The 13,106-nt window shown below is 64.2% G+C and carries 10 protein-coding genes; 6 read left to right on the plus strand and 4 right to left on the minus strand.

From position 1 onward, the window contains the following. Positions 1–48: 48 nt before the first annotated feature. Positions 49–1,695 carry a chaperonin GroEL gene (groL, locus tag HUW53_RS14670; RefSeq protein ID WP_237346511.1) on the minus strand — a complete coding sequence of 549 codons (1,647 nt, stop codon included), beginning with the start codon at positions 1,693–1,695 and terminating at the stop codon, positions 49–51. 45 nt (positions 1,696–1,740) lie between these two features. Beyond that, positions 1,741–2,031, minus strand: a complete 291-nt coding sequence (groES, locus tag HUW53_RS14675; protein WP_237346512.1) for a co-chaperone GroES — start codon at positions 2,029–2,031, stop codon at positions 1,741–1,743. Positions 2,032–2,385: 354 nt separating this feature from the next. Here groES and HUW53_RS14680 point away from each other — a divergent pair, with 354 nt between their 5' ends. From HUW53_RS14680 to HUW53_RS14690, 3 genes are all read left to right on the plus strand, one after another. After that, a complete protein-coding gene (locus HUW53_RS14680; RefSeq protein WP_237346513.1) occupies positions 2,386–2,907 on the plus strand; it encodes a hypothetical protein in 522 nt (173 codons plus the stop codon). A 607-nt stretch (positions 2,908–3,514) separates the two neighbouring features. Continuing rightward, on the plus strand, positions 3,515–5,647 hold the full coding sequence (locus HUW53_RS14685; RefSeq protein WP_237346514.1) for a TonB-dependent siderophore receptor: 2,133 nt from the start codon (positions 3,515–3,517) through the stop codon (positions 5,645–5,647). Positions 5,648–5,658: 11 nt separating this feature from the next. Beyond that, a complete protein-coding gene (locus HUW53_RS14690) occupies positions 5,659–6,912 on the plus strand; it encodes a PepSY-associated TM helix domain-containing protein (RefSeq protein WP_237346515.1) in 1,254 nt (417 codons plus the stop codon). A 71-nt stretch (positions 6,913–6,983) separates the two neighbouring features. Here HUW53_RS14690 and lepA read toward each other — a convergent pair whose 3' ends face one another. After that, positions 6,984–8,789, minus strand: a complete 1,806-nt coding sequence (gene lepA / locus HUW53_RS14695) for a translation elongation factor 4 (protein WP_237346516.1) — start codon at positions 8,787–8,789, stop codon at positions 6,984–6,986. 288 nt (positions 8,790–9,077) lie between these two features. Between lepA and HUW53_RS14700 the strand changes: the two genes are divergently transcribed. From HUW53_RS14700 to HUW53_RS14710, 3 genes are all read left to right on the plus strand, one after another. After that, positions 9,078–9,839, plus strand: coding sequence for a YkgJ family cysteine cluster protein (locus tag HUW53_RS14700; RefSeq protein WP_237346517.1), 762 nt, complete (start codon positions 9,078–9,080; stop codon positions 9,837–9,839). 181 nt (positions 9,840–10,020) lie between these two features. Continuing rightward, entirely contained in the window at positions 10,021–10,437 is a 417-nt protein-coding gene (locus HUW53_RS14705; protein WP_237346518.1) for a TIGR02301 family protein, read from the plus strand. A 110-nt stretch (positions 10,438–10,547) separates the two neighbouring features. Beyond that, entirely contained in the window at positions 10,548–10,820 is a 273-nt protein-coding gene (locus HUW53_RS14710; protein ID WP_237346519.1) for a hypothetical protein, read from the plus strand. Positions 10,821–11,056: 236 nt separating this feature from the next. Here the strand turns inward: HUW53_RS14710 and acs are convergent, their stop codons facing one another. After that, positions 11,057–13,015, minus strand: coding sequence for an acetate--CoA ligase (gene acs, locus HUW53_RS14715; protein ID WP_237346520.1), 1,959 nt, complete (start codon positions 13,013–13,015; stop codon positions 11,057–11,059). Positions 13,016–13,106: the final 91 nt, after the last annotated feature.

Genomic DNA, 13,106 nt, shown 5'->3' on the forward strand with positions numbered 1-13,106 from the left:
GGCCAAAGCCGCGCCCTTTTCCTTTTTTCACGATCCGATGGACCGCGATCAGAAGTCCATGCCGCCCATGCCACCCATGCCGCCACCGGGCATCGCGGGCATGCCAGCATCCTTCTTCGGCAGCTCGGCCACGAGCGCCTCGGTGGTCACGATCAGGGCGGCGATGGAGGCCGCATCCTGCAGCGCGGTGCGCACCACCTTGGCCGGGTCCACGACGCCGGCGGCGACGAGGTCCACATACTCTTCGGTCTGGGCGTTGAAGCCGAAGTTCGGCTCGTTGGCCTCGAGCACCTTGCCCACCACGATGGAGCCTTCCACGCCGGAATTCTCGGCGATCTGGCGGATGGGAGCCTCAAGCGCACGCAGCACGATCTTGATGCCGGCCTTGATGTCGGCGTTCTCGGAGGTCAGACCCTCGACCGCCTTCTTGGCGCGCAGCAGAGCCACGCCACCGCCGGGAACGATGCCTTCTTCCACCGCGGCGCGGGTGGCGTTGAGCGCGTCGTCCACGCGGTCCTTCTTCTCCTTGACTTCCACCTCGGTGGAGCCGCCCACGCGGATCACCGCCACGCCGCCGGCGAGCTTGGCCAGACGCTCCTGGAGCTTCTCGCGGTCGTAGTCGGAAGTGGTGACCTCGATCTGCGCCTTGATCTGGGCGACGCGGGCCTCGATATCGGCCTTCTCGCCGACGCCGTCGACGATGGTGGTCTTCTCCTTCTCGAGAATCACCTTCTTGGCGCGGCCGAGCTGGGCGAGGGTCACGTTCTCAAGCTTGATGCCGAGATCCTCGGAGATCACGGTGCCGCCGGTGAGGATCGCAATGTCCTCGAGCATCGCCTTGCGGCGATCGCCGAAGCCGGGCGCCTTCACCGCCGCGACCTTGAGGCCGCCGCGCAGCTTGTTCACCACCAGGGTGGCGAGCGCCTCGCCTTCCACGTCCTCGGCGACGATCACCAGCGGACGGCCGGACTGGACCACGGCCTCGAGGACCGGCAGGATCGGCTGAAGGCCGGAGAGCTTCTTCTCGAAGATGAGGATGTAGGGCTCTTCGAGGTCGGCGATCATCTTCTCCGCATTGGTGATGAAGTACGGAGAGAGATAGCCGCGATCGAACTGCATGCCCTCGACCACGTCGAGCTCGGTCTCGGCGGTCTTGGCTTCCTCGACGGTGATGACACCCTCGTTGCCCACGCGCTGCATGGCGCCGGCAATCATCTCGCCAATCGACGAATCACCGTTCGCGGAAATGGTGCCGACCTGGGCCACCTCGGCGGAGGAGGAGACCTTCTTGGCGCGGGCCTGGATGTCCTTGATGGCGGCGGCGACGGCGAGGTCGATGCCGCGCTTGAGGTCCATCGGGTTCATGCCGGCGGCCACCGCCTTGGCGCCTTCCTTCACGATCGCCTGGGCGAGCACGGTGGCGGTGGTGGTGCCATCGCCGGCCAGGTCGTTGGTCTTGGAGGCGACTTCACGCACCAGCTGGGCGCCGAGGTTCTCGAACCGATCCTCGAGCTCGATCTCCTTGGCGACAGAGACGCCGTCCTTGGTGATGCGCGGAGCGCCGAACGACTTCTCGATCACCACGTTGCGGCCCTTCGGGCCCAGCGTCACCTTCACCGCATTGGCGAGGATATCGACACCGCGCAGCAGCTTCTCGCGCGCGTCGGCGGAAAACTTCACTTCTTTGGCAGCCATTTCGGCCTCCTAAATTGAATGCTCAAACGTTCCGAGAACCAAACATCACTTGGCGATGACGCCGAGGATGTCGCTCTCCTTCATGATGAGCAGATCCTGGCCGTCGATCTTGACCTCGGTGCCGGACCACTTGCCGAACAGCACCCGATCGCCGGCCTTGACGTCGAGGGGAACGAGCTTGCCGGCCTCGTCGCGCGCGCCGGCTCCCACCGCGATCACCTCGCCCTCCTGGGGCTTTTCCTTGGCGGTGTCGGGGATGATGATGCCGCCGGCGGTCTTCTGCTCGGCTTCGATGCGCTTGACCACCACGCGGTCGTGCAGGGGACGGAAGGACATGGGTCTATTCCTCTCGGAACATGGATTTGCCGCGGCGTTCGCCGCTGCTCGCACTGCTGGCACTCCTAGAACAAGAGTGCCAAGCTCGTCGCGGAGATAAGCGCGCCGCCCCGGTCCGTCAAGGCGCGCATAGAGAAGTTGAGGTGTGAAGGATGTGGGATACGAACCGGTAACCGACACCCCTTATGTTGAATTTCCGAAGGCGCGTGAGGCGGTTCGCCCGCAGCGGCGGCATCCGGCGTCACGCGTTATCGACGCAGCACGGATGACCCGTTATGGTCGGCGCGCCGGCCGGCACCCGTGTGGGCGATGGCAAGGACCGGAGTTGAGACGGCGGAGGCCTCGGAATACCCCATGAACATTCTGCTTGCACGATCGAACGCGCGCCCCGAGAAGCATTGTCGCGCCGCGCGGGGTCGCGTCGGCCTGGCCGGGGTTGCCGCTGCCGCGCTGGCATTGACGCTCGCCGCCTGCACCACCACCCCGAGTGAGCCGCCGCCGCCCGCCAAGCCGCAATATTTCAGCCCGATCGCGCCGGATCGGCTGGTCGGCCGCTATGGTCTTGCCGCCTATCATCGCCCCGATGACGCCGGCCGCACCGAGACCCAGGCCAAGGAACAGTGCTCCAACCCCTACGTCATCACCGCCGGCTCAAGCGGCGGCGTGATGATGTACCTCGCCGACGACAACAAGCTGAGTGAGGTGGTGTCCAAGCAGGTGGGCAACGGCCCCATCTTCATCGGCCCGCCGGACGAGCCCGCCGGCAGCCAGGCCGACCGGCAGGTGATGCGCTTCGACGGCAACGTGCTGGTGCTGCGCTGGGTGGATACGGACGTGGCCAAGCGCTACGGCACCATGGTCTACGTGCGCTGCTGATGACGTGACGAGGCCGGCCCGCTGAGCGGCCGGCCCCGCGGCCCCCTGCCGAGCAGGCATCGACTCACGGCGGCGCCACGACTGCCCCATGCGCCACGCCGGCGCGAAAGGCTGACACCAATCCCCTCCCAGCCCGGTCCGTCGCGGACTTGAGGCGGCGCCTTGTCCGGAACCCGAGGGGCCGAACCACGCGCCGCTCTTAAGGCCCCTTCGCCCCCCCTCCGCGCAAGACACGCCGCGCCCGAACGCGGCCGGCTCTGGGGCTTCCGGACCGACCGCGCGCGCGCTCCGAGCTGTCCGGCACACGGACGCCCTCCGATCCTTCGCCCCACCTCGGCCCGACCGCCAACCGAGCGCAAGCGCCCCGGCCCCTTGCAGAACGCCTGCACGCGCCCGCGCCTTTGAGCACACCGAACGCGACGCCCGATCCCCACTCTCTCCGCTTCAGAGAGCGAAGCAATGTTATATAATTATTCTAATTACAGACATATTTTAGAAATATTGTATATTTTCCAATGTATTTAAAATGCGTTCGCGACACTTGATCCACCACGAATGTCAAACTACTCCTCCAACATAGGGAACAGTGTTTTTCAGGATTCTCCATATGCTTCGGATTTTCAGAGTTCAGCATATTGCAAATCGACAACTCTCGGTTTCAGCAATTCTAGCTTCAACAACCTGCTCCGCGGCATTGATGCTCGGCGCCACCCCAAGCCTCGCCCAAGACACCGGCGATAACGTGGACCTGCCGACCGTGACCGTTCAGAGCACCCAGGAAACCGCTTGGGGGCCGGTCGAGGGGTATATCGCAACCCGATCCGGTGCCGGGACCAAGACCGACACGCCGATCCTACAGACGCCGCGCTCCGTCTCCGTGGTCACACGACAGGAGATGGACGACCGGGCCGCGCAGAACGTGGTTGACGCCGTGTCCTACACCGCCGGCGTGGTCACGGGCGCCTATGGCTACGATCCGCGTTTTGACGACATCTACATCCGTGGCTTCTCGGTCACGTCCCGCGGTGACTACCGTGACAGCCTGTCCCAGGCTTCCGGCAACTTCGCCTATTGGCGCACCGAACCTTACGGCCTCGAACGCATCGACATCATCAAGGGGCCGGCGGGCGTGCTTTATGGCCAGACGGTGCCCGGCGGCCTCATCAACCGCATTTCCAAGATGCCAGTCGAAACCCCCTTCGCTGAGGTGGAAGCGCAATTGGGCGACCCCGATTGGCTCCAGGCCGCGTTCGACATCGGCGGCAAGGCCAAAGAGGACGGCAGCATTCTTTACCGCTTCACCGGCGTCGTCCGCGACGCCGACGCTCCGGCCGCCGGCACCAAGAACAACGAAATCTATTTTGCGCCAGCCCTAACGTTCAAGGATGATTCCACACGTTTGACATTGCTCGCCAACATTCTCGGCACAAAGCTTCCCGCGAGCACATATTTTTACCAGCCAAATGGCATTCTGACGAAAATTCCAGTCGGCACGAATTATAATGCCATCATCCAGACCCAGGAACAGGTCGGATATCAGCTTGAGCATGACTTTAATGATGTGTGGACTGCACGTCAAAATCTGCGTTACGGCCACATCGATAATCACAGCTATTGGCTGTATCCGACAGGAGTCACCAGCGGATCGCAGGTGAACGTCTACGCCGCAAATTACATAGAGGCGTTCGACACGTTCCAGGTGGACAATCAGGTCCAAGCCAACTTCAAGACTGGCCCAGTGGAGCACAAGGTTCTTGGCGGCCTCGACTACATTTGGGCCGATAGTAATTACGGCATGGGCTACGGCTATAATGTCTCCCCCATCAACCTGCTTGACCCAAATGCCGATAATTTTGCCGTCATGCCGGCCATTACAGATCTTTACGGCGGCAGCATGAACCAGCTCGGGCTGTATCTTCAGGACCAGATTTCGTTCGGCGAGGGCTGGCACCTGAACATTGGCGGCCGCCAAGACTTCGTGGACTCGGAACAGAGCGACAAGACCTACCTGCAAAACGTGACCCGCACAGACCAGGCATTTACCTGGCAAGCCGGCCTGCTCTATGAATTCTCCAACGGCATCGCCCCATACGTGAGCTATGCCACGTCCTTCCTGCCGTCCTTGAACGTGGATGCCGACGGCAGCCTTTTGGAGCCGTCGACCGGCGAGCAGTATGAGGCGGGCGTGAAGTTCCAGCCAAAGGGCGGGCGGAGCTTCTTCACGCTCTCGGCCTACCAGATCAAGCAGGACAACTACGCGGTCCCGGACCCGACCTCCTACGTCTATAGCCCGGTCGGCAACATTCGCGTGCGCGGCTTCGAGGCGGAAGCTCTGCTGGAACTCGCCCAGGGCCTCGACATGACAGCAGCCTATACTTATACCCAGGGGACAATTCTTTCGAGCGCCGACACCTCGACCATCGGCAAAACGCCCGTGAATATGCCCGAGAATGTCGCTTCGCTCTGGCTCAAATACACCTTCCTCGACGGTCCGATGAAGGGTTTTGGCGTCGGCGGCGGCATTCGCTACTACAGCGGATTCTGGGCGGACAACAACAACACCTACAAGAATAAAAGCCAGTACCCTGTTGACGCGGCCATATATTATGAGAAAGACGCCTGGAAGCTGCAGATCAACGCCAAGAATATGTTCAATCAACAAGAGGCGCTGCAGAACGAGGGCTACTGGTATTGGCAGCAGGGGCGCACGGTGCTTGCCTCGGCCCGCTACCGGTGGTGACGGGTTAAGCCATGGCCAGCAGTGCCGTTCCCGTGCCAGAAGGCCCAACACCGGCCGTGCCGCGCCCGCGTGTCAGCCTGCGCCCAGGCCTTGTTTGGGTTCACCGGGTCGCGGGCCTCACGACCGCCCTGTTCCTGCTTCTGGCCGGACTCACGGGCAGCCTTCTCGCCTTCCATGAGGAGATCGACCGGGCGCTGAACCCGACCGCCTATGACGCAACGGCGCGGGGCCTGCCCCTCTCTCCCGAGGCCCTGGCCCGTGCCGTGGAGGCGGGCGATCCGCGGCGGCAGGTCTGGTACATAACCCTGGAGCGCCAGGAGGGTCATGCCGCGCTCGTCGTCGCCATGGGCAAGGCCGACCCCGCGACCGGCGCGCCCTACGCGTTGACGAGCGACTGGTTCAACGTGGACCCCGTGAGCGGCGCCGTTCTAGCTGAACGCCTGTGGGGCGAATGCTGCTTCGGGCCGCTGAATTTCATTCCGTTCATCTATGAGTTTCACCACAATCTGAGCCTGCCCGGCGCCATCGGCGTGGTGTTCATGGGCGTCGTCGCCATCATCTGGCTGGTGGACGGCTTCGTGGGCCTCGCCCTCACCTTCCCGCGCGGACGCCCGTTCCTCGCCAAATGGCGGCCGGCGTTCCGCATCAAGGGGGGCAGCACCTTCCGCCTCAATCTCGATCTGCACCGCGCCGCAGGGCTCTGGCTGTTCGTTTTTCTGATCCTCATCGCCATCACCTCCGTCAGCATGAATCTGCGTTCGGAAGTGGTGGAGCCGGTGGTCGGGCTGTTCTCGAAGGTCACGCCGCCGCCATTCTCCGGCCCCCCGCTCGCGCAGTTGCGCGAACGGACGGTTTCTTATGACGCGGCGCTCAACGCCGGCCTGCGCGAGGCGGAGGACCGGGGCTGGCGCGGACCGCCCAGTGAGATCTTCTATTCGCCCCAATACGGCATCTTCGGCGTCGCCTTCGGCGACCACGACGATCCCATGGGCGCGAACTGGCTCTATCTCAGCGGCGATCAGGCCACGCCCATCGGGGCGATGGTGCCCGGCGCGGGAACCGCGGGCGACATCTTCATGCAGCTTCAATTCCCCATCCACTCGGGCCGCATCCTCGGCCTGCCGGGGCGCATCCTGATCGCGGCGATGGGGGGGCTGATCGCCATGCTCTCGGTGACGGGCGTGGCGGTGTGGTGGATGAAGCGCAAGGGGCGCAAGGGGCGGGCGGCGAAGGCCGGCAGACCGAAGGCGGTGGCGGCGGAATAAGGCGCCGCTCCGCTCCCAACGCCTTGTGAGCAAAGCCACTCAGCGTGACGCGAAGAGCGGTGCCTACGCCCTCACTCGTCCATCTTCAGCGCGGCGATGAAGGCTTCCTGGGGAATCTCCACCTTGCCGAACTGGCGCATCTTCTTCTTGCCTTCCTTCTGCTTCTCCAGAAGCTTGCGCTTGCGGGTGATGTCGCCGCCATAGCATTTGGCGGTCACGTCCTTGCGCAGCGCGCGGATGGTCTCGCGGGCGATGATCTTGGCGCCGATGGCGGCCTGGATCGGGATCTGGAACAGGTGCTGGGGAATGAGGTCCTTCAGCTTCTCGCACATCACCCGGCCGCGCGCCTCGGCGCGGGTGCGGTGCACCAGCATGGACAGCGCATCCACCGGCTCGGCGTTGACGAGAATCGACATCTTCACGAGGTCGCCGGGGCGATACTCGGTGATCTGGTAGTCAAACGAGGCGTAGCCCTTGGAGATGGACTTCAGCCGGTCGTAGAAGTCGAACACCACCTCGTTGAGCGGCAGGTCATAGGTGACCATGGCGCGGGCGCCCACATAGGTCAGCTCGATCTGGTTGCCGCGCCGGTCCTGGCACAGCTTCAGCACGCTGCCCAGATATTCGTCCGGCGTGAGGATGGTGGCGCGGATCCAGGGCTCGCGAATTTCCTTGATCTTCACCACGTCCGGCATGTCGGCCGGATTGTGCAGGTCGATGGTGGAATCGTCCGTCATCTCGATCTGGTAGATGACCGAGGGCGCGGTGGCGATGAGGTCGAGGTTGAACTCGCGCTCCAGCCGCTCCTGGATGATCTCAAGGTGCAACAGCCCCAGGAAGCCGCAGCGGAAGCCGAAGCCCAGCGCGGCCGAGGTCTCCATCTCGAACGAGAAGCTGGCGTCGTTGAGGCGCAACTTGCCCATGGCGGCGCGCAGATCCTCGAAGTCCGCCGCATCCACCGGGAACAGGCCGCAGAACACCACCGGCTGCGCCGGCTTGAAACCGGCCAGCATCTCCACGCAGGGGCGCTTTTCCTCGGTGATGGTATCGCCGACGCGGGTATCCGCCACTTCCTTGATGGAACCGGTGAGGAAGCCGATCTCGCCCGGCCCCAGCTCGGCCATGGCCACCATCTTGGGGGTGAACACGCCCACGCGGTCCACGTCATAGGCCGCGCCCGAGCCCAGCATCTTGATGCGCTGGCCCTTCTTCAGCACGCCGTCGATGATGCGCACCAGCACCACCACCCCGAGATAGGTGTCATACCAGCTATCCACCAGAAGCGCCTTCAGCGGCGCCTCGCGATCGCCCATGGGCGGCGGCAGGCGGGTAACGATGGCCTCCAGCACCTGATCCACGTTAAGGCCGGTCTTGGCGGAGATGCCGATGGCGTTGGACGCGTCGAGCCCGATCACGTCCTCGATCTGCGCCTTCACCTTTTCCGGCTCGGCCGCGGGCAGGTCGATCTTGTTGAGGACAGGCACGATCTCGTGATTGTTGTCGATGGCCTGGTAGACGTTGGCCAGCGTCTGCGCCTCCACGCCCTGGGACGCGTCCACCACCAGCAGGGAGCCCTCCACGGCGGCCAGCGAGCGGTTCACCTCATAGGCGAAGTCCACGTGCCCGGGGGTGTCGATGAGGTTCAGCGTATAAGTCTCGCCGTCCTTGGCCGTGTAGGACAGGCGCACCGTCTGCGCCTTGATGGTGATGCCGCGCTCGCGCTCGATATCCATGCTGTCGAGCACCTGATCGGTCATCTCGCGCTCGGTGAGCCCGCCGGTGATCTGGATCAGGCGGTCGGCGAGGGTCGACTTCCCATGGTCGATATGGGCGACGATGGAAAAGTTGCGGATGTTCTTCTGGGCGCTCGCGGTCATCCGGGCCGCATAGCACCCGCGTGCGGAGGCCACAAGGCGCCGCACGCGGGCGGCGCCGGACGGAGGCCGCGGAAGCGACGACCGCGCCCCGCTCTCCACCGTGGAGAGGCTATTGAATACCGTCTCCCAGGGCCTCGCTGCGCCGCCTACGCAGTTTTCCCGAATTGTTTCGTTATGTCCGCGCGGGAATAATTTGCTCCAGATCAATGCGGACGCACGGTTGCTGCGGCGCAATCTTCAGTCTCATTTTTCCGTTCCGATTATTTTTGATTTTTCGGAGGTTCCAAGGTGCCCATTGCCCAGAGCGCGGCACAGCCCGCCGAAGCCGAAGGTCCGGTCGCCTTCTTCAAGGCCCAGCACCAAGGCTTTCTCGACACCTTCAGTGCCTACCGGGCCAAGCCCGATTTGCTCGACCGCGTGTGGATGCAGGCCTTCACCAGCTTCGAGCGCAATGTGGCGGACCAGACGCACCAATTGCCGGTCCTCGCCTGCCGCAAGGGCTGTGGCACCTGCTGCCAGATCCTGGTGGCGGCCACGGCGCCGGAGGTGCTGATGGTGGCCCGCTATGTGCGGGGCATGGCCGCCGGCTTCAAGAATGTGGGCATCGACCTTGTGGGCCGCCTCTATGGCGCCGCGGACTTCGTGGAGCCCTCGGGCAATGTGCGCCCCATGGCGCTGGTGCGCGAATGCCCGTTCCTGGCGGAGGGTATCTGCGTAATCTATCCGGTGCGGCCCCTGGCCTGCCGCGGTCATGCCTCCTTCGACGAAGAGGCCTGCGTCTCCGCGCTCGAGGGCGGGCTCGACAATGTGCCGGTGTCGGAGCCCCACCGCACGGTGCGCGGGCTGGTGCAAAATGCACTGCAATCGGCCATGCGCGACGCCGGCTTCGCCTGGGGGCTCTATGATCTGGTGGCGGCGCTGAAGATCGCCCTCGCCCGCCCCGACTGCGAGGCCGATTTCGCCAATGGCGGCGATCCCTTCGCCACCGTCGCGCTCGATGTGGTGAGTCGCGACGAGATGGAAAGCACCTTCGACCGACTCAAGAGCTGAGACCAAAGGCCCATGAGTCGGCCTCGTGGGCCTTTGGTTCAGCCTGTGCGGCGCTTGCGCGGTCCCACGCGGCGCCGGTCAAGGACCGGGACCGATGGCATGAATGGCATGGGACCTCAGCCCCGCCCTTGACCGGCGGCGTGGAAGATCGCACCACAGAGGCGAACTTTGTGGACGAGCCATGCGCATCCGCCCCCTGCTGCTTTCTCTTCTGCTGGTGCCGTCGTTCGCGCTGGGCGTCGCCGACGCCGCGCGGCCACTCGCTGCGGCGCCGGCCACCGAGGGCGCGGCCCCCCCTTATGACGACGATTTGCTGCGGCTTGCGGAGATTCTCGGCGGCCTGCACTATCTGCGCCCCCTGTGCGGTGCCACCGGCGAAGCCCAGCGCTGGCGCGACGAGATGGCCGCGCTGATCGAAACCGAGCAACCCTCGGACACCCGAAAGGGCAAGATGATCGCCTCCTTCAACCGCGGCTATTCCAGCTTCGCGCAGGTCTATCGCGCCTGTACGCCGGCCGCGCGGGCCGCTGTCGAGCGTCAGCTCGAGGAGGGGTCCCATCTCGCCCATGAGATCGTCGTGCGCTACGGCGGCAATTGATGAATGCCCCTGCGGAGCCGTTAACCTTTTGGTTAGAACTGGACTCCACGCAGCGCCGTCCCGTGGTAGGAATGTCCTGTCGCCGCCAGCGCGCGGCCGGAGGCCAAGACGTGTCCACACTGCCGAATCCTGCCATCGATCTTCCCGACATTGCGGACATGGCTGCGGATGATCGCCACGCGGCTTTGACCTATCTGAACGACGCCTGGGTCGAAGCCGTCCGCGACGGCCTGGAAGAGGAATACCTCGTGCAGGCGGCGCTTTTCACCGCACTGCGCAACCTTGTCGCCACCTATGGCGAGGACGCCTGCGCCGAGTTCGTCGAGAGCCTCGGGGATCGGGTTCGCTCCGGTGAATACACCATCGCCGGCAGCCGCCACTGATCCCCTCCAGGGCGGGCCCACGGCGCGCCCAAGGGTGTGATCTTGAAGAACCGCGTCTTGAGTTTTGAGGAACCGCTTCAGAGGAACCGCTTCACTTGGGCGGATCGGCGAAAACCCGATCCGCCCATTTCTTTTGCGTGTCCTGAAGCGCCCTTAGCGTCCAGACGTGATCGATGCCAAAAAGAAACCGGCGCCCCGAAGGGCGCCGGTTCCACAAAACATCACGCGCGCCAGCGTCAGGCCGCAGCGTCGCGCTTGTTCTGGCGATTGTTGATGAGGTCTTCCACCACGCCGGGATCGGCGAGGGTCGAGGTATCGCCCAGGCTCTCGAACTGGTCCTCGGCGATCTTGCGCAGGATGCGGCGCATGATCTTGCCCGAACGGGTCTTGGGCAGGCCCGGCGCGAACTGGATCAGATCCGGGGAGGCGATGGGGCCGATTTCCCGGCGCACCCAGCCCACCAGTTCCTTGCGCAATTCCTCGGTCGGCTCCACGCCGTCCATGAGCGTCACATAGGCATAGATGCCCTGGCCCTTGATGTCATGCGGGAAGCCCACCACGGCCGCCTCCGACACCTTCGGATGGGCGACCAGCGCGCTTTCCACCTCAGCCGTGCCCATGCGATGGCCGGACACGTTGATGACATCGTCCACGCGGCCGGTGATCCAGTAATATCCGTCCTCGTCCCGGCGGCAGCCGTCGCCGGTGAAGTATTTGCCGGGATAGGTGGAAAAATAGGTCTGCTCGAAGCGCTCATGGTCGCCATAGACCGTGCGCATCTGGCCCGGCCACGAATCGGCGATCACGAGGTTGCCCTCGCAGGCGCCCGTGAGCACCTTGCCTTCCGCATCCACCACCTCGGGCAGGACACCGAAGAAGGGGCGCGTGGCGGAGCCGGGCTTCAGCCGGGTGGCACCGGGCAGCGGGGTGATGAGGATGCCGCCGGTCTCGGTCTGCCACCAGGTATCGACGATGGGGCAGCGCTCATCGCCCACCACGCGGTGATACCACTCCCAGGCTTCCGGATTGATGGGCTCGCCCACCGAGCCGAGCAGGCGCAGGGACGCACGCGAGGTCTTCTTCACCGGCTCCTCGCCGCCCTGCATCAGCGAGCGGATGGCGGTCGGCGCCGTATAGAAGATGGTGACCTTGTGCTTGTCGATCACCTCCCAGAAGCGGGACGTGGTGGGGTAGTTGGGCACGCCCTCGAACATCAGCGTGGTGGCGCCGTTGGCGAGCGGCCCATAGACGATGTAAGAGTGGCCGGTCACCCAGCCCACATCGGCCGTGCACCAGTACACATCACCATCGTGATAGTCGAAGATGTACTGATGCGTCATGGACGCATAGACGAGATAGCCGCCGGTGGTGTGCAGCACGCCCTTCGGCTTGCCGGTGGAGCCGGAGGTGTAGAGGATGAACAGCGGATCTTCCGCGCTCATGTGCGCGGGCGGGCACTCGTCCGTGACCTGTTCCGCAGCTTCGTCATAATAGACGTCGCGGCCGGGAACCATGTCCACCTTGCCGCCGGTGCGGCGCACCACGATCACATGGTCGACGCTATCGTCGCCGATCTGGTTGATGGCGGCGTCCACATTGGCCTTCAGCGGAACCTTGCGGCCGCCGCGCAGGCCTTCGTCGGCGGTGATGATGACCTTGGAGCCGCAATCGGAAACGCGGCCGGCAAGGCTGTCCGGAGAGAAGCCGCCGAACACGATGGAATGGATGGCGCCGAGCCGCGCGCACGCCAGCATGGCATAAGCCGCCTCGGGAATCATCGGCAGGTAGATGGTGACGCGGTCGCCCTTCTCCACCCCGCGATTGCGCAGAATGTTGGCGAGCTTGTTCACCTCGCTGGAAAGCTCGCGATAGGTGATGACCTTCGATTCGTCCGGGCTGTCGCCTTCCCAGATGATGGCCGGCTGGTCGCCGCGCGCTTCCAGGTGCCGGTCGATGCAATTGTAGGCGACGTTGGTGATGCCGTCCTCGAACCACTTGATCGAGACGTGGCCGGGATCGAACGAGGTGTTCTTCACCTTGGTATAGGGCTGGAACCAGTCGATTCGCTTGCCGTGCTCGCCCCAAAAGGTATTGGGATCTTCAACGGAGGCGGCATACATCGCCTGGTAGCGGGCATCGTCCACATAAGCTCGCTCAGCCCAGGCGGATGGCACATCATAAATCTTATCGGACATGGCTTTTGCCTCCCTCCAGCGGGCCATCCGGCCCGCAACCTTGGTCATTTCCACCGCCGGCGCGTCTCCGTGCGCACGGACGGGACGGCGC

The organism is Xanthobacter agilis, from assembly GCF_021730435.1.
Classification (GTDB): Bacteria; Pseudomonadota; Alphaproteobacteria; order Rhizobiales; family Xanthobacteraceae; genus Xanthobacter; species Xanthobacter agilis.